Source organism: Candidatus Dechloromonas phosphoritropha, from assembly GCA_016722705.1.
GTDB lineage: Bacteria > Pseudomonadota > Gammaproteobacteria > Burkholderiales > Rhodocyclaceae > Azonexus > Azonexus phosphoritrophus.
Genome location: JADKGN010000005.1, coordinates 401,493 through 427,217, shown reverse-complemented (window position 1 = coordinate 427,217; position 25,725 = coordinate 401,493). Strand labels below are relative to the sequence as shown.

19 protein-coding genes and 1 pseudogene are annotated in these 25,725 nt (G+C 56.8%); 6 read left to right on the top strand and 14 right to left on the bottom strand.

Translation table 11 applies throughout. From position 1 onward, the window contains the following. Positions 1-35: 35 nt before the first annotated feature. Positions 36-3,146, top strand: a complete 3,111-nt coding sequence (locus IPP03_21600) for a hypothetical protein (protein MBL0355099.1) — start codon at positions 36-38, stop codon at positions 3,144-3,146. Between the two features lie 285 nt (positions 3,147-3,431). On the opposite strand, the pseudogene IPP03_21595 reads toward IPP03_21600, so the two are convergent. Next, positions 3,432-5,129: pseudogene (locus IPP03_21595) on the bottom strand (IS1634 family transposase). A gap of 138 nt (positions 5,130-5,267) precedes the next feature. On the opposite strand from IPP03_21595, the gene IPP03_21590 reads away from it, so the two are divergent. After that, positions 5,268-5,618, top strand: a complete 351-nt coding sequence (locus tag IPP03_21590) for a hypothetical protein (protein MBL0355098.1) — start codon at positions 5,268-5,270, stop codon at positions 5,616-5,618. 69 nt (positions 5,619-5,687) lie between these two features. Here IPP03_21590 and IPP03_21585 read toward each other — a convergent pair whose 3' ends face one another. Both IPP03_21585 and IPP03_21580 read right to left on the bottom strand, forming a co-directional pair. Beyond that, entirely contained in the window at positions 5,688-7,370 is a 1,683-nt protein-coding gene (locus IPP03_21585) for an asparagine synthase (GenBank protein ID MBL0355097.1), read from the bottom strand. A 120-nt stretch (positions 7,371-7,490) separates the two neighbouring features. Next, on the bottom strand, positions 7,491-8,816 hold the full coding sequence (locus tag IPP03_21580; GenBank protein MBL0355096.1) for an IS4 family transposase: 1,326 nt from the start codon (positions 8,814-8,816) through the stop codon (positions 7,491-7,493). Between the two features lie 280 nt (positions 8,817-9,096). On the opposite strand from IPP03_21580, the gene IPP03_21575 reads away from it, so the two are divergent. Then, positions 9,097-10,047: an IS5 family transposase gene (locus tag IPP03_21575; GenBank protein MBL0355095.1), complete on the top strand. Its 951-nt coding sequence runs from the start codon at positions 9,097-9,099 to the stop codon at positions 10,045-10,047. A 125-nt stretch (positions 10,048-10,172) separates the two neighbouring features. Here the strand turns inward: IPP03_21575 and IPP03_21570 are convergent, their stop codons facing one another. The 11 genes from IPP03_21570 to IPP03_21520 all read right to left on the bottom strand — a co-directional run bounded on the left by IPP03_21570 (position 10,173) and on the right by IPP03_21520 (position 20,982). Beyond that, positions 10,173-10,826 (bottom strand): tetratricopeptide repeat protein, encoded by a 654-nt coding sequence (locus IPP03_21570; protein ID MBL0355094.1) that lies wholly within the window; start codon positions 10,824-10,826, stop codon positions 10,173-10,175. 69 nt (positions 10,827-10,895) lie between these two features. Beyond that, on the bottom strand, positions 10,896-11,330 hold the full coding sequence (locus tag IPP03_21565; GenBank protein ID MBL0355093.1) for a hypothetical protein: 435 nt from the start codon (positions 11,328-11,330) through the stop codon (positions 10,896-10,898). Positions 11,331-11,429: 99 nt separating this feature from the next. Beyond that, a complete protein-coding gene (locus tag IPP03_21560) occupies positions 11,430-12,692 on the bottom strand; it encodes a glycosyltransferase (GenBank protein ID MBL0355092.1) in 1,263 nt (420 codons plus the stop codon). Positions 12,693-12,915: 223 nt separating this feature from the next. Then, positions 12,916-14,133 (bottom strand): IS256 family transposase, encoded by a 1,218-nt coding sequence (locus IPP03_21555; GenBank protein MBL0355091.1) that lies wholly within the window; start codon positions 14,131-14,133, stop codon positions 12,916-12,918. A gap of 486 nt (positions 14,134-14,619) precedes the next feature. Next, positions 14,620-15,468, bottom strand: a complete 849-nt coding sequence (locus IPP03_21550) for a hypothetical protein (GenBank protein ID MBL0355090.1) — start codon at positions 15,466-15,468, stop codon at positions 14,620-14,622. 4 nt (positions 15,469-15,472) lie between these two features. Next, the gene (locus IPP03_21545; protein ID MBL0355089.1) at positions 15,473-16,372 is read right to left on the bottom strand and encodes a hydrolase 1, exosortase A system-associated; all 900 of its coding nucleotides are present in this window, start codon (positions 16,370-16,372) and stop codon (positions 15,473-15,475) included. Next, positions 16,369-17,217, bottom strand: coding sequence for a hydrolase 2, exosortase A system-associated (locus tag IPP03_21540; protein MBL0355088.1), 849 nt, complete (start codon positions 17,215-17,217; stop codon positions 16,369-16,371). The genes IPP03_21545 and IPP03_21540 overlap by 4 nt, the downstream gene beginning before the upstream one ends. A 25-nt stretch (positions 17,218-17,242) precedes the next feature. Beyond that, positions 17,243-17,512, bottom strand: a complete 270-nt coding sequence (locus tag IPP03_21535; GenBank protein MBL0355087.1) for an acyl carrier protein — start codon at positions 17,510-17,512, stop codon at positions 17,243-17,245. A 15-nt stretch (positions 17,513-17,527) separates the two neighbouring features. Then, on the bottom strand, positions 17,528-18,628 hold the full coding sequence (locus tag IPP03_21530) for a 2-oxo acid dehydrogenase subunit E2 (GenBank protein MBL0355086.1): 1,101 nt from the start codon (positions 18,626-18,628) through the stop codon (positions 17,528-17,530). Positions 18,629-18,643: 15 nt separating this feature from the next. Then, positions 18,644-20,629, bottom strand: coding sequence for a 2-oxoglutarate dehydrogenase (locus tag IPP03_21525; GenBank protein ID MBL0355085.1), 1,986 nt, complete (start codon positions 20,627-20,629; stop codon positions 18,644-18,646). Positions 20,630-20,730: 101 nt separating this feature from the next. Next, positions 20,731-20,982, bottom strand: coding sequence for an acyl carrier protein (locus IPP03_21520; GenBank protein ID MBL0355084.1), 252 nt, complete (start codon positions 20,980-20,982; stop codon positions 20,731-20,733). A 110-nt stretch (positions 20,983-21,092) separates the two neighbouring features. On the opposite strand from IPP03_21520, the gene IPP03_21515 reads away from it, so the two are divergent. The 3 genes from IPP03_21515 to IPP03_21505 all read left to right on the top strand — a co-directional run bounded on the left by IPP03_21515 (position 21,093) and on the right by IPP03_21505 (position 25,716). After that, complete coding sequence (locus IPP03_21515) at positions 21,093-22,691, top strand: acyl-CoA ligase (AMP-forming), exosortase A system-associated (GenBank protein MBL0355083.1); 1,599 nt, start codon at positions 21,093-21,095, stop codon at positions 22,689-22,691. A 29-nt stretch (positions 22,692-22,720) separates the two neighbouring features. Continuing rightward, a complete protein-coding gene (locus tag IPP03_21510; GenBank protein MBL0355082.1) occupies positions 22,721-23,965 on the top strand; it encodes a pyridoxal-dependent decarboxylase, exosortase A system-associated in 1,245 nt (414 codons plus the stop codon). A 371-nt stretch (positions 23,966-24,336) separates the two neighbouring features. Next, complete coding sequence (locus tag IPP03_21505; protein MBL0355081.1) at positions 24,337-25,716, top strand: TIGR03013 family PEP-CTERM/XrtA system glycosyltransferase; 1,380 nt, start codon at positions 24,337-24,339, stop codon at positions 25,714-25,716. Positions 25,717-25,725: the final 9 nt, after the last annotated feature.

Sequence of the window (25,725 nt, the reverse complement as noted above, 5' to 3'; positions counted from 1 at the left end):
TTCAACATCCCTAGACAAAAACCGGGAGAGACCCAATGAAAGCCGACCTCAGCCGCGCCACCTTCGACCAGGCCAGACGCTACCGTAGCGTGCGCATGCAGCAGGGCCGCGTCCAGCTCGATGCCGATTTCAACGAGCAGCAGGACATCCTCAATCACCGCATCGAAATCGAGACCCGCGACAGCCTCGGCCCGGTCGCCGTGCCGATCGACAACCCTGGCTTCGGCCTGACCCCGGCCGGCACCGATCTGGCCATTTCGGCTGGCCGCCTGTACGTCGATGGCCTGCTCTGTGAAAACCCGGCGCCGACCACCGTCGCCGACCAGCCCGACCTGCCCGACACCGCCTCGCCGGTGCTGCCGGCCGGCGCCAGCGTACTGCCCCTGCCGCCGGCCGGCATCGTCGCCAGCGCCATCACCGGCGTCGTCGTTTTCAACAATGCCGGCAATGCCGTGGCGCCGGCGGACGGCACCTACCTCGCCTATCTCGAAGCATGGCAACGCCACCTCAGCCCGCCCGATTTGCCAGTGGACAACCCCAGCATGCGCGAAGTGGCGCTCGGCGGCCCCGACACCTGCACCCGTGAAAAGACCGTCTGGCAGGTCAAGCTGCTGCGCGCCGGCGACGCCGGTGCCGCCCTCGACTGCCTGTCGAATATTGCCGCCTGGAACACCTTGACCGCCGCCCCCGACGGTCAGCTCGCCGCCCGCGCCGAAGCCACCGTTCCGCCGAAAACGCCGTGCCAGTTGCCGCCGGAAGCCGGCTACCGGCTGCTCGAAAACCATCTTTACCGGGTCGAGATCCACGACGATGGCAGCATCGCCGGCAAGGCGCGCTACAAATGGTCGCGTGACAATGGCAGCCTGCTCAGCCGCGTCGTGCGCTGGCTCGACGACCCGATCGCCAACGAATTCGAAGTCGCCAGCATCGGCCGCGACGACGTGCTGGCGATCACCGCCGGCTGCTGGGTCGAGTTCATCGATGACAGCCATGAACTGCTCGGCCAGCCCGGCCCGCTGGTCCAGGTGACGCGCACCGAAGGCAATGTCGTCACCGTCGATCTGACCACCCGCATCGGCCATGCCCTCGATGTTGCGCTGTTCCCGAGCAACCCGCGGGTCCGGTGCTGGGATGGCATCGTCGAACTCAAGCCGGTCGCCATTGCCAACGTCAATGCCGGTTGGGAGGAAATGGCGCAGGACGGCATCGAACTGAAATTCGCGCCGGGCAGCTATCGCATCGGCGATTATTGGCTGATTCCCGCCCGCACCGCGACCGCCGCCATCGAGTGGCCGCAGGAAGCCGGCAAGCCGGCTTTCCGCGCCCCGGCCGGCGTGCTGCGCGCCTTTGCCCGACTGGCTTTGCTCGAATTTGTCGGCGGCGTGTGGACGCCGAAATCCGATTGCCGGCCGCTTTTCCCCAGCCTGACCGAACTGACCCAGCTGCATTACGTCGGCGGCGATGGTCAAAATATCAAGACCAACCCGGCCGATACGCCCGCCCTCATCGCGCTGCCCAGTTCGCTGCAGGTCGGCGTTGCCAACGGCCAGTTTCCGGTCCTCGGCGCACAGGTAAAATTCACCGTCGACACCGGGCAACTGCCCAACGGCACGACGACGCAAGTGGTCGACACCCTGGCCGACGGCACGGCCAGCATCGCCTGGTCGCTGGCCTCCGACGCCACCAAACCGGTCCAGCATGCGACCGCCGAATTGCTCGTTGCCGGTCAGGTCGTTCCCGGCCGTTACCTGCCCGTGCACTTCAGTGCCCAATTGGCGCTGGCCAGTGGCGTTGCCTACGACCCGAGCCAATGCGCCGACCTGCTGGCCGCCAACGCCTATACGGTGCAGGAAGCCATCGACACGCTGTGCAAACGCACGGCGGGTGGCGGTTGCTGTGTGACTGTTGGTCTGACCGGCGAATTTGAAACGCTGGACGTCGCGCTGCGCACCCTGATCGGCCAAGACCTACGCGACATCTGCATCTGCCTGCTCCCCGGCAACCATACCCTGAAAGACGACCTCAGCCTGACCGGCACGACGCGCCACCGCATCAGCATTCACGGCGCCGGCCCAGCGACTCGCCTGGTGCTCAAGGACCAACTCTTGCAGTTCGACACCTTTGCCGCGCTGACCCTGGCCGACTTCACCATCATCAGTTCCGGCGGTCCGCGCAGTCTCGGCTTTTTGCGTTGCGGCGACCTGCGCCTGAGCCAACTGGACCTGGCCGGCCCGACCGCAACCGGTACCAGCCTGCTCCGCATCGGCGGCGGCCAGCGCCTGCTGATCGAAGGCTGCCGGCTTTTTGCCTCGGCCGTTGCCGACGATGGCTCACGTCTCAACTTCGTGCTCCAGCGCGTTCCCAGTCTGGCCGCCTTCCAGAAAGCTTTCAGCGCCACCGCCAGCATCGATGGCACCCTGAGTACAGCCGCCAGCGATATTGCCGCGCTCAGCCCTGCCGCGCAGAAAAAAATGGTCGGCGAGATCACCACCCTGCTGCGCAGCAACGACCTCGCCAATCTCAGCCCGCGCGAGCAGAGCGGCCTCAGCGCGCTGAGCAGCGCCGTCGGCCGCAGCATTTCCCCGGCCAGCCTGGGCAAGGCCATCGGCCAACTCGCCATCGCCGTGCGCGCCGCGACCCCCGCTTTCGCGCTCGCCCTCGACGATACCGACGATGCCAGCCTGATCGACAACCGGGTGCAAGGGCGCATCACGTTATTTGGCGAATCTGACGCATTGCCCGACCTGACGCCGGATCAGATCAAACGCCTGAGCGCCGCGATCAAAGCCGGTGCCGTGACCTTCGACGACAGCGGCACCCTTGTCCTCGAACGGAATGCGCTGCAAGGCCTGCGGATGAGCGGCAAGGTATTGGACAAAGTCCTCAGCAGCGCCCAGGGCAGCCTGCTCGTCTGGCACGACCTGAAGGTCATCGATAACCGGATCGACAGCGAGCGAGACCATTACCCCGGCTTCAACAACGCCTTCAACTGCAACACCCTCGAACCGCAAGGTGACGTCGGCGTCCTAATCGCCAACCAGGCCAAGGTCATCGGCAACTTCGCCCACAACGATTTCAGACTCTTCGTTGCCGGCGCCAACCCGGAAAGTTTCGGGAACGGCGGGCTGTCGATCGTGGCACTCTAAGGTCTTTTCGAGTTGCTGATTGGTGTTTGCATCCTGAAAGTCGGACGATTGGCCGTTTGCGGGCCAGACTGACCACCAGTGTCAACGTCGGCGCGGTTGCACCAAGCGACCCCTGACCAGTAGTCAGGTCGCCGAAATTACGCAAGGCGCGGCACTGGTCGAGAACATTCCTGCACAGGCTCATTGCCAACACCGGCAGTTTCACCCCTACCCCCAGGCCTCCCGAGTTCCGCAGTTAATTTGATAAGCCATTGATTTGTTTGGAGGCGGTTCAAAAGCGCTCCACTACAAAAGCGATAATTGTTGTGAGGCTGCTGGTTTTTTAACGCCGAGTGCCTGAAAGACCTTTGCTTGTTCGTCGGTAATCGTCGAGATACCTTCAACGGGGTTTTCCCCGTTGAGTTGGATACGGTGATGCTGAATACGCCGCAGACTATCGAGTGCTCTCTCGGGTGAAAGTGCGTTTTTTGCTGCCTTCAACTTGAATCGCATGATGCGATAAAGAATCAGCGCCATGAAGCAAATGCTGGCGTGCGCCTTGGTGCGCTCAGGTAAGCGATGAAACACCGGGCCAATTTCAATCTCGGATTTCAACACCCGAAAGCCGCGCTCAATATCCGCCAGCGACTTGTAGCGGTCGACCACGTTTTTCGGTGATAAATCCGGCGTATTGGTGACCAGCAACAACTTGCCATCCATCAGTTCAGCCAGATCGAGGGCGGCTTGGTTAATCTCGTAAGCGAACAATTCGTTCTTGAGATCCACCCGGAAGATAGGCGCCAGATGCGCATCCTTGACCGCATGATAAAGCCGCGCCTTGGCGCCACTGTCCGAGAGCTTCTTGCCGCGGGCTTTCACACCGGCGTCCTGGGCATCCAGCTTGCCTACCCACGCGGCTGCTTGTTCCTCCAGCGCCTTGATCTTCTCGCGGCGCGATGCCTGAGCTTCGCTGGCCACATGGGGATTGTGCGCAACGACCAGGCGCAGATTCCGCCAAGGCAATTCGCCAACGGTTTCCGCCGTGGCCGCGACGCAATGCGTGTCGTGGAGGGGTTGCAGCAGCTCAGTGAATTCGCTGTAGCGCCGACCCGGTACGGCCAGCACGAATTCCAGCGGCTCACCCCTGTCCAGACGAATTTCAGACAAGGCGTCGAGGTTGTCCAGCGAGAGCAAACCCCGATCCGCCACCAGCACCACGCGGCGAATCGAGGGAAAGCGTTCCAGCACCGTCTTCAGCGTGGGCAACAAGGTCGGCGATTCCGCCGTGTTGCCGGCAAATACTTCGTGATAGATCGGCAGACCGTCGCCGGTTTGTACAACGCCCAGCATGACTTGGCGGGCAATTGGCCCTTCCTTGGCCATCCCGAATTGGCGAATATCACCGGCTTGATCAGACTGCCCGTCGGCTCGAATCATGGTCATGTCGTAGAAGACAACCGACAGTTCCTGGTCAATCAAGGGGCGCAGCAGCTTGGCTACCACGGCATCAACCGCAGCCTGATGATCCATCAAGGCATCCATGGCGCGCAATAAATGATCGTGCGTCACCGTGGCGGGATTCAAACCAGGGAAGGCAACCGTCTGCAACCAGCGCAGGGCGCCCAACTTTGATTCAGGATCACAGAGTCGATTAAAAACCATGATCCGAATCAGTGCTTCGACATCAATCTGATGCCGGGTCTTTCCGAATGTGCGAGCCAATTCAGAGAAGCCCAGGGTGTTCCAGAGTTCTTGCAGGGCCCAGAGATCCCCCAAGGCGCGCGTTGATTCAAACGTAACCGTGGGCGGTGCAGTCGGGGCTGGCGCTTCACGGCCGGTGACTTTCATCAATCCGCCGATGACCGAATCAAGCGATCCGTCCATCTAGTCAAGTCTGCCAAGGGTCGCGATGGTGCGCTGCTTAACCTTGCCTTCTGCGTCCCGATAGGACTCGACAAGCTGCACGTAGCGACGGGGGCCGGAGCGAGTAACTTTAACATACATGCCAGCACCATACGCCAGGATTAAATCATGTCAATTAACGAATAACGAACAACAGCGTGCCACTACGTCTGTTTCAAAACCCCCACTTGCAAGCCATTGATTCCATTAGCCTGACGGGGTCAAAAGAGGCAGCTTTTGATGGATAACTGCGGAACTCGGGTGTGCGGGCGTGCGCCATTCCAGCACCTCGTCTACCCAATGCCGAACCATGCCGGCCTCGGCATTCACGTGACGCTCGACCTGGGTGGCCAGTGCAAGTTCGGACCAGACGTCAGCGGCTGGCCGGCCGCGCTCGACTTTTCGTTCGAGACTGGTTTGGAGGACAAGTTTTACCGGGCAATCCGCCGCTATTACCCTGACCTACCAAGCGGCGCACTTCAACCTGGCTATACCGGGATTCTGGCCAAAGGTAACGAGTCCGACGCAACCCGCTGGAGATTTCAGTGGGCCTGGAAAGCACGGCGCTATGAGACTGATAAACCTGTTTGAGATAGAATCGCCCGGCCTAACCTCATGTATGGCAATTGCAGAGAAGGTGCTGGGTGAATTGACACTGGATTAACTTCCACCCACGCAGCAATCTGCCACCGTCAGGTCTCGACGAAGCCACTGCTCCAGTATCATCGAAATCCAGATCATTTCACCGTAATATCCCGGGTGTTCATAGAGATACCGATTGAACAATGCGTCGACAAAATCCTGCCGCAGGATGTTGCGGTCAACCAGTCCACGAACAGAATCCTCAGCGAGACTCCTTAATTTTGCATTATTGGCAGCCCAAACTCCGAACGGAAGGCCAAAGCCTTGCTTTTTCTTGACAAGAATCTCGTCGGGCAGGAATCCACGTAATGCTTCCTTGAAGAACCAGCGCAAATTCAAGCCGTTCAACTTGTAACTCGTAGGCAGTTTTGTTGAAAAATCAACCAGTGCCTTATCAAGCAAGGGAAATCCTACATTGATACCAGCCAAGGCCGTCGTTCCTACCACTTTCGGAAGGTCACATTCAGCCAGCGTATAACGCCAATCGAACGCCAGTTCGCGATTCGTTTGCGAGTCGGCAAGGGCACTGTTCCAGACTGCTCGCTGTTGCGCGATGGGACCATTTATATCCACGAGGTCAAGAAAATCCGGCTCGAAAACCTGGTGGATGCCCAAGCGAAAGAGCATGTTATAAATCTGGCTACGGTCAGGCAACGGGGTCGTCGCTTGCTCGATATAACTCACACCTTTTCGCGCCAGAGGCAATCTTCCCAAGGCGGTCTTTAGCAGCAGCGGCTCCAGCAAGGTATTTCGAAAAAGTGCTGGTAGTGAATCGTAATAGCCAAATATCTTTTGTTTTGCATACCGAGTATTTCCGCCGAACAACTCGTCGCCCCCATCTCCCGCGAGAATCTTGCCTACGCCATCCTCTCTTGCCATCTTGGCGCAGTAATATGCGGGCAATGCCGAAGAGTTGCCGAAGGGCTGATCGTAATATTGAGCCACCGCAGAAATGCTGCGCACCAGATCATCTGGGGTCACGTAGTACTCATGGTGCTCGGTCTTGAAATGGCGGGCCGCGATTCGCGCATATTCCATCTCATCGTAACCTTCGGCCTCGAAACCGATTGAGTAGGTAGCAGTCTGCTGACCTGATACTTCCCCGATCATTCCGGCCACCGTCGAACTATCAGTTCCGCCGCTTAGAAAGCATCCCGGTTTCCCGCCATCGAGTTGCCGCGCTACGGCATCACGCAACAATTGACGGAACTCTGTCCGCAAATCTGTAGGGGAAGGCTTCTGCAACTCGTTGAATTCGGGCACCCAATAGGGTGACACACTAAGTGAACCATTCTCGAATACTGCACAATGTCCTGGCGGCAAGCGAAAAATGCCTTTGAAAATGGTGCGTGGTGATGGAATTACGTGGAAGTACAGGTAATCAAAAATAGCCTGCGGATCGATTTCTGAGGTTGAATCTGCCAACTCGTCAGCCCGTGCCGCGAAACGCAGTTCACCATCTATAACTTGGTAACACAAACTTCTAATCGCAAATCGGTCAACCGCAAGAAAGGCACACCCGGATGTATCGAAGAATCCGACGGAAAAATCACCGGAAACGTCTCTCATGGCCTCCTTGCCACCAGTACCGATCAGAGTTCGCCAAGCCGCAAGATAACCTTCACTTTTTGCGAGCGCGGCAATCTCCCGCGATGCGAATTCAGGATTACCCGAAACTAAAGAATTACTGTTATTAATCATGAGAAATTTCCTGATGCTGCCTATCGCCTACTGCATTGTGCCTGGGCTGAGCGCTACGTCCTTCAGAGCATTCCATTACACACAAATTATTCAAAATTACACTTTGAAGTTGAACTCGCGTCATAACGCATGAGCCTCTCTCGCGAATCTGATCCCGGCGGCGAAATCGACGACGCGTTGAAGGCCAAGCCAAAGGGTCTTCACCCCTGGCTCGCCATCGCCCTTGCGGGCCAGAAATCCGCCAAGCATCGCCACCAAGCGCACCACTTCATTGAGCCTGGGCGGCGTCTTGGGCACCTTCTTCCGATTCAGGATGTAAGCCGCTTGCCATTCGTCCTGCTCGAACAGCAAGGCCGCATCCAGGTCTGGGCAGGTACGGCCCAGGCGCATGAGTCGGGCAATCCGCCAAGCCACCACCATGAACAGCGCCAGCGCCCGTTCCAGCCGCGCCACGGTGCTCAACTGCAACGCCTCTACGCGGCAGCCGTTCTTGAGGACATGGAAGAACAGTTCGATCTCCCAGCGCGCCCGGTACCAGTCGATCAGTTCGGTCGCCGCTTCGAAAGAGTTAATCGGCCGATTGGTCAGCAGCCGCCATTCCACCGGCTTCACGCCCTCGGGGGCACTTTCTTCTCGCGCCACCAGACAACTCACCTCGATCCGGCTCCCCTTGCCGTCGGAGACCGTCACCCGCTTTGCCCAGACTCGTTGCCGAACGTCCCGCGCCTTCTGTCCTTGCCGCGAAGGCATCGTGAAGCGGATGCCGCCGAGCGCTTCGCTGGCCAGGACCTCAGTCCACAGCTTGCCGCCCTCGGGAAGCGCCCGATTGTGCTGGGAACGAATCAGCCAGTCGGCGGGATGCCCCAGCTCGCGGGCTTGCACCATCAGGGCCACGATGTCCGCCTCCCGATCCGCCACATACACCAGCCGGGTGTCCGGCATGCTGCTCGCCAACTCCGCGATGCGGGTGTAGCCCTCCGTCCAGCGGGTGCTTTCCAGCAGGCCACCTCGTTGGCCGCTCGCGTCCTTGGGTTCGCGTGCCCACATCCAGGCGTCCAGAACACCCAAGGGTTCACGCTGCGGACTGACCGCGTAGGTGGAATGCACGTACATCCCGCGTTGGGCTTCATACGAGAGCGGCCCCAGACCGGCAATGCGCTGACCATTGAAGTCGAGTTCCGTGGTGTCTTGGATGCACAGCACCACCGGATGCACCCGCATGCGCGTTTCGGCGCTTCCCCAGTGCGAGGCCAGGATGGCTTCCCATTCGATGTCGTCCTGCGCAAAAAAACGATACGCCGCCTGGGTTTCCGCCCAGCCGCCGCAGGCTTGCGGGATACTGGCCATCGGATTGGCTGCCATGCGCTCCGCCAGCAGCACCGTGCGCTTGTCCAGACGCCGGTCGCCCAGGTCGATCGCCTTGAATTCTTCCGCTGCCCAACCCATCACATCCACCCAGCATTTCTTGTAAAGTCAGCATGTTACGCAGAGGTGTTGAAGTTGTGTGTAATGGGATGCCTTCAGAGCCCAAACCGTACGTGGGTGCTGGTACTTGGCCGTTGGCCGGAGAGCGATACCATCTACTGCACCGACCATTACCCGCTTTGCTAATTAGCTTCGAACCGTGCTTGAGATGGTAGTGGCATTGGCGCAATATAATGTCATAGCTTGCCGGGTGGCGGGTTTTTGACGAGCGAGAGAGATCCAGATGGCAGCAAGAACGAAGATGGACGCAAGCACGGCGCAGCCGAAATGCCGCTACCAGGTAAAGAAGTGGGCGGAATACGATCGAGCGCTGGTCAATCGTGGCAACCTGACAATCTGGTTTGACGAAGCCAGCATCGCCCAGAATTGGACGCCGCCGCGACCGGTCGGGCGCGGCAAGCCGGGGTCTTACTCGGACCTGGCGATCCAGACCTGCCTGACACGCAAAGCCCTGTTCCGTCTGCCCTACCGGGCCACCGAAGGCCTGCTCAACTCGTTGATGCGTTTGTCTGCGCTGGATTTGCCGGTGCCGGATCACACCCATCTGTCGCGCCGGGCAGCCACGCTGGAAGTGCAGATACCCTGGCACCCGAGAACCGGGGCCACCCATGTCGTGGTCGACGCCACGGGCCTGAAGATATTCGGCGAAGGCGAATGGCAAGTCCGCCAGCACGGGGTTGGTAAGCGCCGCACCTGGCGCAAGATTCATCTGGCGGTGGATGAAACGGCCAAAGACATCATTGGCATTGAGGTGACGGCCGCCGACTGGCACGACAGCGAAGTTTTCCCTGACCTGTTGGCGCAAGTCGAGGGTGAAGTCTCCCAAGTCTCCGCCGATGGCGCCTACGACACCGCAGGCACCCATGCCGCAATCCGCGAGCGGAACGCCAAGGCGACGATTCCGCCGCGTGAGGATGCAGTGACCTGGGGAAACAACCATTCCCGGGATGCCCTCCTGGCTGAGATCCAATCCAAGAGTCGCGCAGGCTGGAAGGAGGATTCCGCTTACCACCGACGCAGCATTGCCGGAAACATGATGTATCGGCTCAAACAATTGGGCGATCATCTGTTCTCCCGTGAGTTTGACCGGCAGGTTGCCGAGAGCCACGTTCGAGTGGCGATCATCAACCGGTTCACCTGCCTCGGCATGCCGAAATCCGTCCGCGCTGGGCAAATTGTGGCTGCTGTATGAATCAGGATGGGGATAGGGGTGGTTCATGCCGAAAGTCTTGAATTTAAGCCTTTGATGTATAAGCGATTGCTAATTGTGAACCAACGCCTTTATTAACACCAATTATTTAAAAATTACTTTCTGCTTTACTCACTCTGGACAACAGGCTCTGTCCATTTCCCAGCCCTTTTGAGCTTGTCCCGCAATCCAGGTAATGGGAAACCAAAACTGTAAGCTTTATGCGCATAGGTTAATGCCTTATCGTATTCCTTCAAATTATAATAAATGAGGCCCATATTATAATTTTCATTAGCACTATCACTCCCAATCTGAGCAGCAACGTCCAGTTGATTTAATGCGTCAGTCCTTTTCCCAGCCTTTGACAGATAATAAGCGTAGATTATTCTGACATTTTCATCGTCATTACTAAACCTCACAGCGCGTTGCAAATAACATTCGACCGTATATTTAGCACCTCCCGGTTTGACAGATTTTTGCTTTTCTCCAAGCCTGACCATGGCCATCAATGCGATGTGGTGATTCGGAGAAGCACGTAGTGTGTAATCTAGATCACCCCCTACCATACCAGTTGATCCTGCGACAAGGTTAACTACTTCCGGCGTCAAGTGATATGCCTCAACGACTCTTAGTTTATCCTTGTTAGAACGGTAATCGTACGGTCCATAAGCATTCTGCAGAGGGCCGCAAACATAATCGTTAACATCTGCACTACTATGCGAACAGATCAAAAATAAAATTATGAAAAAAAGACGATAAATTTTAAAAAATTTTGTGCTCATTCTAATTCTCGCATTGATTCTATGCATTTTCAATTAATTTAAATTTGCACAAGAAAATTTGATTCAGCATCATCGCCACATTCGTAAATCCGCCAGAAGAAGAGTATGGACGATACTCAAATTCATACTAAGGACGGCAATCGGTTCCTGTGATACCGGGCTATCGGTCATTTCGTCGCCTGGTCTTTCGAAATTCATTCGGTCATGTCCAGCATCCCCTTCGTCACGGCCGAATTCGTTGTAACTGGCATTTATATCAGCCGGAAATTGGCATCGACAACGAATCGCAGCACGCGATACACTGATGATGACATCCTCAATCCGCTCAAATCTAAAGGTATCGCACTGAACGTCGCTTAAAGCTACGCCCTGTAAACCAACAATGGCGTCACTGAACAACTCAACTGGAGCTAGAGGGGATGTGCATGCCCAGTCCACGTCTCCAGGTACAGCAAGGTAGTTCGATTGACACGCACCCCCGCCCAAAATCGCCCTGACCGCCATTAACGTCTCAAAAAAAACCGGGCATCAATGCGACCCCTCCAATCCCATCAGGTTCCAGAATACAAAAACCCGTCCGTATCAAAAGCCAAATCCTAGTGTTCAGGACTGGCGCGAAAGTTGCTGCAGTTCGCGGGCTACTATCAATTCATCAAGAACCTGCGCAAGTTCCCGAGCTCGTGACCGCCTTGAATTTCTCATGGCCACGTCACGAGTCACACCGCCACATTTCCCATTGCGAAGTTTACTGAGAAATACTGACATAGCTTCGGTGATTTGCTGAACATCAGCAATATTGGCCTGGTCTTGAACCCCTGCCTCTCCAAGCATGACTGCGGAAATCCCTCCAGGATCGACTAGTGCAAAAATCGGTCTGGCAGAACGAAAATACTCATAGATTTTTGCTGGCACCTGATGATTGCATACGCTTCCCTGAAACAGCAACAGGCCATCTGCGCGCAACATTTCACGAAGGGCGTCGCGATAAGCAATGACAGGTTCCAGCCTGACAATGTCTTGCAGATTCAGGGCAATAAGTTTCGGCTGGTAGAGGGCATCACTTCCAGTGGCCCGAAGCACAATTTGAAGTTTTTCCGCGCTTATCTCGCCCGCAACCTTAAGATTACTCAGAGCTTGGAAAAAGGCACGGGGATCGCGTTCTTCCGGGTAAAGAGTACCACTGTGGATTAGGGTCAATTGATCTTGATTGCCAAGCGGAAGGAGTTCCAAGCCAGTTTCAGCATCGAGAAAATTATCTTCGTCATAACCGTTTTCTATTACCACCCATTTTGAATTGGGAATTTCCGGATATCTTTTAGCATAAATGTCCTTGGTTTGTCTTGTCGTGAACACAGCTTTGGAACATTGCTCGACCGAAGCGCTTTCCAGGCGACGTTGAACCTTCCATGTCAGCGGGTCACGCGGGTAATTCTCTTCGGTCATTGCATCTCGAAAATCCGCAACCCATGGCAGACGACTACGCTTGCTCAAGCTTAAACCAACAAGGTGGGCCGTTGCAATTGGGAAGGTCGAGAATATGGCATCTGGCTTATATTTCTTGATCATCCGCATCCCGGACCAGACCGCACCAGGCCACCAGCTAACCCATCTGTCAGGCTGGGCCATGAACATTGGGTATTTCCCTCGGAAAGACAAGTGACGTGATGTATCTAGACCAAACGCGCGTTCAACTATCACGTCATCCGGGATTTCTTTCAGTTGATCTGGACTGGTTACTTCGTATGCCCTCGGTGCAATTGTCAATATGAGAGGATCCCAACCATGCTCGCGAAGATAAGTACAGAACTTCAAGGTGCGCTGGATACCACTGCTCACTCTGACGGGCGGGAAATGATAGGCCACCATCAATAGTCGCTTGTTTTTGTTCATTTTGGCTCTGTTCGCATTACGTATTATTGGTTCACTGTCTTCCAAGGGCAGAGGCGCTGAATTCGTTGGGCGTCACGACCTCTTTGAACCATGAAAGCAGTCGCTATCAAGCCATATAGTTCGCAGGTACTTCGTTGCCACGAGTCAAGTCCAAAATCTGCTGTAAATACTCTTCGATCCGATGAATGACGAATGGTTTTCAGCTAGCGAGGGCAACAACGTTGTTGCCCTCGCTAGCTGCGGCGCGGGAAGCCGCCCACTCCTTGAATTCATCCATGTCGAGGTACTTCCGTTCCTGCCAAGCCTCGTTCTGTTCGGCCAGCAGAGCGCCGATCAGGCGCAAGGCTGACTCGTCGTTGGGGAAGATGCGGATCACGCGCTCCCGCCGGCGAATTTCCTCGTTGAGCCGCTCCTGCATGTTCGTTGTGCGTAGCCGCTTGCGATACTTCTCGGGCAAGACCATTACCGCCATGGCATCCTCGAATCCTGCTTCGAGGCAGGCCACCGCTTTGGGGGCGCTCTTGGCGAAGCGCTCGGTGAATTCCGCCAGGCGGCGCTTGGCCTCGACCAAATCGGGCGCCTGCAGCACGAGCTTGACGGCAGCTGCCACCTCGGCGCGGTGGCGGGTGTTGCATTGGCCCAGAATGTTGCGCATCAGATGCACCTGACAGCGTTGCCAGCTGGCCCCCTGAAAGTGCCGCGCTGCCGCTTCACGCAGGCCGCCGTGGTCGTCCGAGATGATGAACTGCGTGCCCTTGAGGCCGCGCCCTCTGAGCCAGCGGAAGGTCTCGTCCCAGGTGGCGAAGCTCTCGGTGTCGCCGATCCGCACGCCCAGAATCTCCCGGAAGCCATCGGAGCGGATGCCTGAGACGGTCAGCACGGCACGCGAAACCACACGATCTTCTTGCCGACTCTTGATCAACAGGGCATCGACCAGCACGAAGGGATACTCGCCGTCCAGCCGCCGTTCGTTGAACGCGCTGACCCGCGGTTCCAGTCCGGCGCACAGTGCGCTCACCATCGATTTGGAGAAGCTGGCGCCGCACAGCTCTTCGGTGATCGCCGAGACCTTGCGCGTCGAGACACCGTGCACGACCATTTCCATGAGCGCCAGAACGAAGGCCTGCTCGCTCCGCTGGTAGCGCTTGAAGATGTCCGTCGAAAAGCTGCCGTCCCGCGTCTGCGGCACCAGCAGCGTCACCGGCCCAACCCGCGTGTAAAGGGTGCGTGGCCGGTAGCCGTTGCGATAGCCGGCCCGTTCGTCCGTGCGCTCGTGCCGCGTCGCCCCCAGCGTTTCCGTCACCTGCGCCTCCAGTACTTGATTGAGCACCGCTTCCACCAGTTTCGCCAGCCCGTCCTGCCCGTTTAAAAGCCCTGGCAGCAAGTCCGTTCCTACGCTAACCTCATACCCAGTCATCGCTTCTCTCCTTCGGTTATCGATCGTCTCGCAACGTCAGTTTACCGAATCGAAGCGGTGGCTACCTGCCACCCGATTTACAGCAGTTTAGGGACTCAATCTTGCCACGCTGCGGAAACGACTGTTAAGCCATTCCTTCACCGTGAAATGATAACTGATGACAGTCTGTACATGGAACGATGGGTTGATTGGTCATCCACGCTTCGAGGCGCTGTTCATCTTCCACGTTGCCCCAAGTTCGGCGACGCAGGCTGAACTGCCATCGGAACACACGACGGTATCCGGACGGACAACACTCGTCAGTACCTCAATCTAATCTTTGCTCTTCATCCCCGATTCCATTACACAGCCGGCAGTATAACCTCGCGCAACCAACTCTTCTCCAAGGAAGCCCTCCGCCCAAATTTAAGTCGGCGCTAAGGCTTCGGGCAGGTCACTCCAAATTGTCTCCGGACACGCGAAACATTTTCACTTGTTCGGGATTCCCTAGAGATCGAGCGCCACAGTCTCCGAGTACAAGTAATCGATGTCTTTCGGTTCCAGTGTCTGGCTTAGGAACTGTTTCGGATTGAAACCTGTCCTCACTATGGCCGTCATGGGTATTTCAGATAGCATTCTTTTCTCAACATGTGTTGTCATCATTCCTTGCCAGAAAAAATGCCAACTCAAGCAATTCAAATATCGATTGAATACGCGGCCATCACTAAGATAAATGACCTTTGAACACGGCAACGATTTGAATCGGCGCGGCTTATAGATCACGTAACACCAATCGTTTGTCTTGCCGACAATCAGATGATGCAACCAAGGAAACTTGGTGTGATCCCTCCAGACGTCCAGCATCTTCCCGGTCAAGTTTTGCTCGATATCGCAAGACTCTGTCAGCACGCGCCCGGAAAAGAGAGGCAGTGGCAAATTCGGCACCACAGCAATGCCCTCGTCCAGAGATTTGAACTTGAAGAACTGGAGTGTCCCTGCGACAACTTTGGTTGGTGAAAAATCGGTAAAGTGATATCCCCGCTGCGCAACAATGCTCATCGTCAGTTGCATGCTGTACTTGCGATGACTGTCAAGAACACACCAACTAGTGATATTGCAAAATTTCTCCTTCTGCCCACCAATGATCCGGTCCGCGTAAAACGCCCCGATGCCGCCGACTACTTCTCCCTGGTCACGCATCAGGAAGCCGTAATTAGGTCGGCTTTCGCACCAACTCACGCGCAACCCCAGAATCCAGTCCTCGGCACTCCGGCTGACCGGCATGTTGAATTCCAGAAATGCAGCGAATTCGGGAAGCGTCTGGTCGGTGATGGGCTCGATAATTGGTTTGGTCATGAACTTAGCTGCTTGCTGGTGGGTCAAGGCCCGGGACGCCTGGCAGGCTGGAAAGCCAGTCTATTCCCCATTCAACGACTTGATCGCGCCATACGCCGGTTGAGAACGTATGATCAGCGAATTCCAGGTCGTGGCGCATCAGAGAACACGCCTCAAGACACTCCCGCCAGGAAGGCACGGATTGAATCAGATCGTCGAATTCCCTGGAAACCATGTCACGCCCGCTCATGACCAGCATGATTCGGCCCTTGAAACGAGATAACCCGTCCAGCATTTGTTCCGGCAACGGCCTCTTGCGGTCAACGTCATTTCTGACATCAATTCCGACACCGGAATCCGACCGTCCGCGAGCGAGCGAGATCATCCGCAATGCGGAGCGTAGCGAATCAATGAAATCGAATCTCAGGGTCAAGACCTTCACCCAGAACGAACGTTGAGTCAGCCGATCAAAGTAGTAGTGCTTGACCACCGCCTTTGCCTGCGCCTGCTCCGTGCGCACCCAGGGGTTAAGCATGACCAACCCCACGATGCGCGGATCCTTGTAGCCATAGAAAAGCGATGCCGAACAGGCATTGCACTCCCCCCAGAGCACGACCTTTTTCAGCGACGGCGTTTCCTCGAAAAACCGGTCGAGCGCGTCCCGGATGTTTTCTTCGACATTCTCGAATTCGACGAACTCGCCGTAGCTGTCACCCATCCCGCCCGAATCGAAGCGAAATACCGGAAATCCGCAGGATGAAATCCTGCGCGCCCAGAGCAGCAGTTGGCGATGACCCCCGATGCGGTATTGCGGTCCGCCAGCAACGATCATCAATACACCCAGTCGCTGCGCTCCCGGCGCAGGGTGAAGCATGCCGACCAGAGGCTGGCCGCAGCTCTCGATAACGACTGGCTTCTCGTTCATCGCCGTGGACCCAACTGCAGAAGCCACTCGGACGTCTTGTTCACCAGATCAGGCGCAAGAAAGCGTTCATGAAGGGCCCAGAACGCCGGGCCTTCAAACGATATCGCCTGTGCTGCCCTGCCAGCCAGACACCAACCGTCAATGACTTTCGTACTGGCAGGCGAAAGCGTTCGCTCTGCACCGGCCTCTTTCTCGAACCAGGCAACCCTTGCGTATTCCGGCGGTATCGATTCCGCAAGCCGGAAGCTTTCGATTGCCATCGCGAGTTCCGGATGGATCTCGTACCCGGCTATCTCGATACTGTTCCCGGAATCCAGCCGGGCGCGCATGTCACCCGTACTCTCCCTGGGGATATCGGTCCTGTCCATGTTCGCGGCGATCTTCATGCGCATGAACTGAGTGAAATAGCTCTTGCCGTCAATAACAGGCTGCCAGCCGATCAGTGCTCGCTCCCTTTGGTCATTAGCCATTGCGGCTACCGCCAGCGGGAAACCCAAACGAATCCCTAGGAGAGCGAGACAACCACCTGTCTGCCCGTCAAGCCAAGCCATGGCCTGGCCAATATCCTCAAGCCAGGCATCCCATCGCGCATCGCCATACTCACCATCACTCTCGCCGGTCCCGTACAGGTCAATCACCAGGGTTCCAACGCCCTTTACGGCCAATTCCCGGGCCAGAAGTGTCACCATGCTTCGACAGCGGTTCATCTCTTCGTTGAAACCGGGAACGACAAGAAGATTTCCCAAGCGATTTACCTCTCCCACAGGTTCATGAAAGACGCAGAAGATTCTTCCAAGACTACTGGGAAGGAAAAAGGGCCGAGGTTTGCAGCGATTAGCTTCCAAGAGATGCATCTCTGCCTGTTAGCGCCTAGAGGAGCCCCTTCTTGCGCAGAACGAACTCAGCCATCCGTGCCAGCGTTCCCAAATTGTCAATATTTATTTCTTCCTGCGCAAGCGGTATCTGATAGGTCTTTTCATACCACGCGATCAATTCGAGCAAGCCGGTCGAGTCGATCAGGCCAGTAGCCGGAATGATTTCGTCTACCCCCAGTTCCGACGCGTCGTCTCCCATCTCCGCAGCAATTTCGACGATCCTTGCCTTGATTTCCGCTTCAATCGACTCTTTGTTCAGTGGCATCAGCTTTTTCCTAGTCTAGTTCCTGTGTGGTGTTGACAATTTCTTTAGCATGGCAACCACTTGGCCACCATTCAGAACGCGATGGTCGTAGCTGGCTCCCAGCACGCTTCTGCCACCCTGCCCAGCAGCGTGTGCGACCATCAGCGAAGTCCATGGCGAAAGGATGGGTATATGGCGCGACACCTTCCAGCGCTCCATACTCGAAAATCCGATTGTCGCGCCTGTGGCTTCAGACTCCTTGAGATTATGACCCGCGGCACGGCGCAGCACATCACCCAGTGAGTTGACGAAGCTGAGTTCATCCTGGTCCTGGGCATTGCGAACAACCGCAAGATAGAGCGAATCGCCTGCCTGAATGGTAAATCCAAGATTGATCGGGCTGTATTCGAATCGCTTGTTGTTGATCAACGTCGCGTTCAGTCGTTGGCTACCGCGCGCAATTTGTACTAGGCGCCAAGCCATCAACGGCAGCAGGGGCGGCATCAAGAGACCCTTTTCTTCCTGAAATTGTCTCGCGTATTCCACCCAAGGAGGAACACCGTATTCGATCTCGATGTAGCCAGGAACAGCGAAGTCGCGATGCCAGGTCACCGTAGCCGCCATGCCCTTCTCTTCACGCGTGAGATTGACATGCACGCCCTCGATGTCGGGCGCCACATCGACCGGCTGCGGTTCCACCTTGTTGGTTCTGCCGCTACCCTGTGCAGCCAGATAACGTTCTACCGCTTCAACGGTAACTCTGCCATCTATTAAGGGAACGACGTCGGCGCGCAGACCCGATTGCTTGAGCAGGATACGTGCCTTCGCAGTCACCTGGGATATCTGCGTGGTTGATTGTGCCGATTGCGCCTCCATCGATTTGGGAATTTTTTCGGCCGCACTCTCTCCCAACCACAACATGACGCTGCCAACCTTGACCACCTCCTCGGGTCCGGCAACAAAGCCAAGCACGTAACCGGCACAGGACGCGGTCACGTCAAGGACAGCCTTGTCTGTTTCCACTTGCCCGATGATCTGGCCATTCTCGATCTTGTCGCCGATGACGACATCGAAGGCCAGGACCTTGACTTCATCGTCATTGTTATTGATTCGCGGTACGTGTATTGGAGTCGCCATAGTTGTTTCCCGAGCCTAGAGAATATCCAGGACTGCCGCTACGATCGCATTTTCATCCGGGAGTTGTGCGCTTTCCAGGCTACGCGCGGACGCAATTGGCACCGGCGCAGTGCCCAAACGGGCGACTTTGCCGTGATATCCGTTCTCCGCGAGCATCGCCAGCACTTCAGCACTGAATCCGAAATGATGATGCGCTTCTTCGACAACAAGGATTCTCGGGCGATGAAGCAGAGCCTTCAATAGCGTCAGCCGCGGTAGCGGAGCCAAGAGCGCCGGCGCAATGATTTCCACGAACAACTCCTCGCTTTCCTCCAGAATCCCTGCCGCCCTTTCCGCAACCGGCAACATGCCACCGTACGAAACCAGCGTGACGTCCGGATCCGGGCCTCGACTTCGCAGCGTCGGGAACAATTCCGCGCCGAGATCACCGGGTTCCGGGTCGATTTCCGCGTATCCGGCGGGATCCAGTTTCTCGGCGTAAAGCAGCTTATGCTCGAGGAATAGCGTCGGATTTGGCCAGCAAACCGTAGCATCGATCAGCATCTGGCCGATTTTGTGGCGGTGACTTCCGAAGACTACGGTCAACCCGGGAACGGATACAAAAAGATTTTCCAGACTCTGGCTGTGTGTCGGTCCGTATCCTCTGCGGCCGCCACACGGAGCACGTATTACCATCGGCACGGCGGAGTCGGCAAACATGCCCGGGAATTTCACTGCGTGGTTATAGATCTGATCCATGCAAAGGGTCAGAAAGTCAGCAAACATGATCTCGACGATGGGCTTCTTGCCCGCCATCGCCAGCCCGATGCCTGCCCCCGTGATTCCGGCTTCACTAATTGGCGTGGAAATTACGCGGCCCGCGTATTTCTCGGAGAGACCGACAGTGACCTTGAATGCGCCTCCGTAGGGGTCGTGCAAGTCCTCTCCCAGCAACACCACGTCTTCATTATACTCAAGAAGCTTTTGCAATGCGTCGTTCAACGCCAGACGAACATTGGCGGCGGACGCATCCGCAACCGGGGAATCAATCTCCAATACGGGCCTGAAGGTATGCTCGGGAACAAAATCAAACTGTGCGCGCGGAGAGTCCAGCGCGGACCTTTCGATCTCGGCAAGATACGACCGGCACGACGACTCGATCTGTTCGCGTTCATCGGCCGAGCAACTGGCGCCAAGCTTCGCCAGCGGATCGTTGGCCAGGAGTTCCGCACGCTCGCCGGATTCACGAAGGTCATCGCCTTTGCTATGCGGGCCCATTCTCCCTGTGTCGATGACCAGCATCCCGGGGCCACGACTCTCGCGTATATCCTGCACCACCCGCGCGACCTGCGCGGAGAAATCACAATCGCGATCGCTGAGGCGCCAGGCGGAGAGGCCAAATGCGAGGCCGCGCTGAACAATATCGCCCCCGATCGTGTTCCGAGTATAGGTTGTCTGGGCTATACCGTTGTGCTCAACCACGAAAAGAACCGAAACCTGCCAGATCGCCGCCAGATTCATGCTCTCGTAAAGCATACCCTCTCCCAGAGTGCCGTCGCCAATGATGATTGCAACGATCCCTTGGCTTGATCGGGACTTCAAGGCGGCGGCAAGTCCGACGCCAATCCCCGTCATGCCCGCCTGGACGCCATTACTGTGGAAATTCCGACGGGCCAGATGCTGGCTACCGCCATACCCGCCACAGACTCCAGCCCGGCGCCCCATGATCTCGGCGACAAGACCGAGAAAATCACCCGAATAAGCCAGGAAATGCCCGTGATTCCGGTGATTGGAAAGGACGTAATCATCCGGATGGTTCAGCGCCCGAACGACAGACATCTGACAGATTTCCTGACCCAGGCAAGTATGCGTCGTCCCAGAAACCAGTCCCCGTGAAAAAAGATCGAGTATCAGCTTCTCGGTCTCACGAATCCGGTGTCCGAACGCATACAGTTCTTGGGGAGAATTGCCAATGCGGGGCTTACCGTAAGCGTCCATGCTGAAAGTCGAGGCAATATCCATCACGCTATCCAAAAAAAAACACCTAGGCTGGTCGAGCAGACGGTCGCCGCGACCTGTCCCGCCACCATGTCTTGCCGTACCAACCCACCTGCCCTCGCGGGCTAGCTGGCCAGTTTGCCGTCAACAAACTCGATCAGTGAACCAACCGTAGCGAACGTACTCCCTTCGATTTCGTCGTCATCAACGGAAAAACCGAAGCGCTCCTCCAGTCCGGTAATCAGCGCGACTACGGCCATCGAATCCAGTTCCGGTATCGCACCCAATAGCGGCGTATTGATGGAGAATTCCGCAGAGCGGCCATTCAGACTCAGGATTTCGTCCAGAAGGGACAATACTTCATTTTCGGTATTCAAGTCTTGCTCCAAAAAGGCAGATTCCGGGCGAAATTATAGTCGGAGAATGCAAATTCAACTGTGAGATACTCCACACTGTCATACCTTCTTCTATCCCAGACTTCCAACGCATGCGAGATTCCGCCCTTCTACCCGAACTCATTTCTCTTGCCGCCGATCGCGATTCGGCGGCGCCAGCGCTGACTTACGGGAAGTCCACCTGGAACTATGGTCAGCTGCATGATGCGGTAGCAGGTCTTGCCGGCGGCCTCCTTGCGCTCGGCATTGAGCGTGGCGAACGCGTCGCCATCTATCTCGAGAAACGCTTCGAAACAGTGATCGCCAGTTTCGGCGCCCCGGCCGCCGGCGCTGTCTTTGTTCCCCTGAATCCGCTGCTCAAGCCCGAACAGGTGGGCTATATACTGCGTGACTGCGACGTTCGCGTTCTGGTCACTTCGCCCGAACGTTTAGATCTGCTGCGATCGACGCTTCCAGCCTGTCACGATCTGAGACATGTCGTTGTCGTGGACTCCGGTGAAAGTTCACCGCTTGTCGGCGCGCAGAATGCGCACCGCTGGAGCGAAATGCTCGAGCATCCACTCGTGGCGTGCCATCGGACGATCGATACCGACATACTCGGTATTCTCTACACCTCTGGCAGCACGGGTAAGCCTAAGGGCGTCGTTCTCTCGCATCGCAATATGGTTGCCGGCGCCAAGAGCGTGGCCTCTTACCTGGAAAATCACGCTGGCGACACGCTGCTCGCCGCTCTGCCTCTTTCATTCGATGCCGGGTTCAGCCAGTTGACTACCGCGTTTCATGTCGGGGCTAGGGTCGTGCTGTTGAACTACCTGTTGCCTCGTGACGTGCTCAAGGCCATCGTTCGTGAAAAGGTAACCGGCCTGACGGCGGTGCCGCCACTTTACATCCAGCTGACCCAGCTCGAGTGGCTCCCGGAAATCACCGAACACCTGCGCTACTTCGCCAACACTGGCGGCCGCATGCCACTCGAAACACTCGCAGCACTGCGCAGACACCTACCGAAGACCAAACCCTTTCTGATGTACGGGCTGACTGAGGCTTTCAGGTCGACCTTTCTCCCTCCGTCCGAGGTAGAACGACGCCCGGACTCGATTGGCAAAGCGATCCCCAATGCCGAAATTCTGGTGTTGCGCGAGGACGGCTCGCCCTGCGCGCCCAATGAGCCGGGCGAACTCGTCCACCGTGGTGCCCTGGTCGGCTTGGGCTACTGGAACGACGCCGAAAAAACCGCTGAGCGCTTCAGGCCGCTACCCGTTCACGCACCGGGACGCGAGGCTGGGCTCGTCCTCCCGGAAATCGCCGTGTTTTCGGGTGACACCGTCCGCATGGACGAGGACGGCTATCTATACTTCATCGGTCGCCGGGACGAGATGATCAAGACTTCCGGTTACCGCGTGAGCCCAACGGAAGTGGAGGAAATCCTTTACGCTACCAGGCTGGTCGGTGAATGTGTCGCCTTCGGCGTCGACCACGACACCCTGGGCCAAGCAATTCAGGTCATTGTCACCCCACCCGCCGGAAACGAAATCAATACGGCCGCCTTGCTTGCCGAGTGTCGCATGCGCATGCCAGCCTACATGGTACCGGCAGATATCGAGGTTCGCGAAGGCCCGTTGCCGCGGAACCCCAATGGAAAAATTGACCGAAAAACCCTGTCGACCGCGTGGGTCGAGAAGAACGCCGGTTGACCCAAACCATTTCCGGAGAAATGCAATCAATGTCCGTTTCAGATCGCCCAATTCCGGTTCACGCTCCAATGAATCAGTTCGCCACTGCCGATGGCCAGCTTCTGGTTGGTGGCATCACCCTGCAACGCCTCGCGGCCCGGGTCGGCCAGACGCCCTTCTATGCCTATGACCAGAAGTTATTGAGATCTCGCGTCGCTGAGTTGCGCTCGGCACTGCCGAAGAACATCCAGCTGCACTATGCGATGAAAGCCAACCCGATGCCGGCACTGGTCGGTGTCATGGCCGGTCTGGTCGATGGCATCGACGTCGCATCTGGTGGCGAGTTGAAGGTTGCGCTCGACGCCGGCGTGGATCCGGCCGAGATCAGCTTTGCAGGTCCCGGCAAGCGCCGCGGTGAGTTGGCCCAGGCTGTGGCAGCCGGCGTCCTGATCAACATCGAGTCTTTCCGCGAAGTCAAAGAACTTGCCCCAATTGCCGCCGAACTTGACCTTCCCGCCCGGGTGGCGGTGCGCGTCAACCCGGATTTCGAGCTCAAAGGCTCGGGAATGAAGATGGGCGGCGGGCCGAAGCAGTTCGGCGTCGATGCGGAACAAGTTCCCGAGTTACTGGGTGAGATCGGGCGTGCGGGTCTGGCTTTTGAAGGTTTCCATCTGTTTGCCGGTTCACAGAACCTGCGCGCAGAATCGATCTGCGAGGCGCAGCAGAAATCGTATGAGTTGGCATTGCGACTGGCCGCCGATGCTCCTGCGCCGGTCCGTTTCCTCAATTTTGGGGGCGGATTTGGAATTCCCTACTTCCCAGGTGAGCAGCGACTTGACCTGGCAGCAATCGGCGAGAATCTCGACCGCCTGGTGCAGCGCGTGAGACGGGATATGCCTGATGCGCATCTGGTCATCGAACTCGGCCGTTATCTGGTCGGCGAGGCCGGAATTTACGTCGCCAAGGTCGTCGACCGCAAGGTTTCACGCGGACAAGTCTTTCTCGTCGTCGATGGTGGCTTGAACCATCACCTGTCGGCTTCAGGCAACTTCGGGCAGGTCATCCGCAAGAACTACCCGGTCACCATCGGCAACCGGATGGCAACGGATCAACGGGAAACCGCTTCCGTGGTCGGACCCTTGTGCACCCCGCTCGACCTCCTCGCCGACCGCATGGAACTTGCAGTTGCCCAACCCGGCGATCTGGTAGTGATCTTCCAGTCCGGCGCCTATGGAGCCAGTGCCAGCCCGCACGGATTTCTCGGGCATCCGGCTGCGGTCGAGGTGCTCGTCTAGCCGGCGAGCAGCTTGCTAACTCGGCATCAGCGCCTGTTGTACTGCGGCGATCGACCCGAAAAGCTTCCCTTCTTGGGCGCTTCCTGCCAACCATACGCAACGTCATCAAACCTAAAAACAACACGGGGATTTGCGCGCTCCTGCTTTCGCCCTCGATCAGCAGACGGCCAAGGATCGTGAAATAATACGCACGCGACATCAACGTACTTGGATAAAATTATTTCAGCCCTCTGACAATTTGGCGAACTGCACCTTCCTCCGGATAATCCCGAATAACCTTATCGGCCAGGTTGTCAGGGGCGGTGCCCCCATGTCATCGGCTAGAAGGCGTTTCGAGTTCGGCACGGTGAAAAGTGCATAATAGGACAACAATGAACCGAATGTTCAGTTACTGGCTGTACTGGCGACCTCTCGCTCAAGCGCTTTTTGATTCAGCGTTCATCGTTGTCGTTGCGGTCATTGCGCTAGAGTGGGCTCGCAGCGGCTTGCCAATAAATCAAAAACAGGTCGTTCTGTTCGCTCTGATTTATTTGGTTGTCGCCGTGTTGATTACCGCACTGCTGGGCGTCAATCAACGCATCAACCCACGGACGACCATTGGGCCGCGAACCCAAATACTCTTCTCGGTCTATCTTTCATTTCCGATTGCCTATCTCATCGATGTTCTGCTATTCGTCCGGTTCGATCGAGAATTGCTCTACCTTTCCATCATGGCAGCGGTGTTCGGGGTACTTGTCTCACGTATCGGAAGTTTAGGCTCGCGCGATTCGGAACTCGCCAAACGGCGAATACTGGTTTTTGGAACAGGCTCCAAGGCAATTGAAGTCAGGGACGCGCTCAGGAAATCGGACAAGAATACCGTTATCGTCGGCTTTTTTCCGGGACCCAATGAAAACGACTCGATCATTCAAGGCAACCGGCTAATTGCGCAGGGCGGTGATCTGCTCGACGCCGCAATCTCCCTGGAAACTGATGAAATTGTCATCGCCTTGTCTGAACGACGCGGAGGTTCCATGCCTATGCGTGAACTTCTGGATTGCCGCCTGAATGGAATCCGCGTTCTCGACCTGGCCAGTCATTTCGAGAAGACGCTTGGCCAGATCCGCCTGGACTCCCTTTACGCTGGCTGGCTAATTTTCGGTGAGGGCTTCAGTCAAGGCGTCGTTCGCTCAGTCGTGAAGCGAATCTTTGACATTATTGCCTCGCTCATTCTGCTAATCATCGGGGCGCCGGTGATGGTTGTCACCGCATTGCTGATCGGGCTGGAAACCGGCACCCCGCTCCTCTATCGGCAGGAACGAGTTGGGCATAACGGACGTCTATTCAGTGTCATCAAGTTCCGCAGCATGCGTCAGGACGCCGAGAAGCATGGAAAGCCTGTCTGGGCGACATCATCTGATGATCGCGTGACAAAGATTGGACGCATCATCCGCAAACTGCGCATCGACGAACTGCCACAACTGTACTGCGTCCTCAAAGGTGACATGAGTCTTGTTGGCCCGCGCCCGGAACGGCCCTTCTTTGTCGATCAACTGATCCGGGAGATACCGTTCTACGCGGTCAGGCACAGCGTCAAGCCCGGGTTGACCGGCTGGGCCCAAGTTTGTTATCACTATGGGGCATCCGCCGAGGACGCAGCGGTGAAACTGCAGTACGACCTATACTACGTGAAAAACCACTCCCTGTTCCTTGACCTCGTCGTGCTCCTCGAAACGGTCGGAGTTGTACTAACAGGCAAAGGTGCGCAATAAAACGCGGTT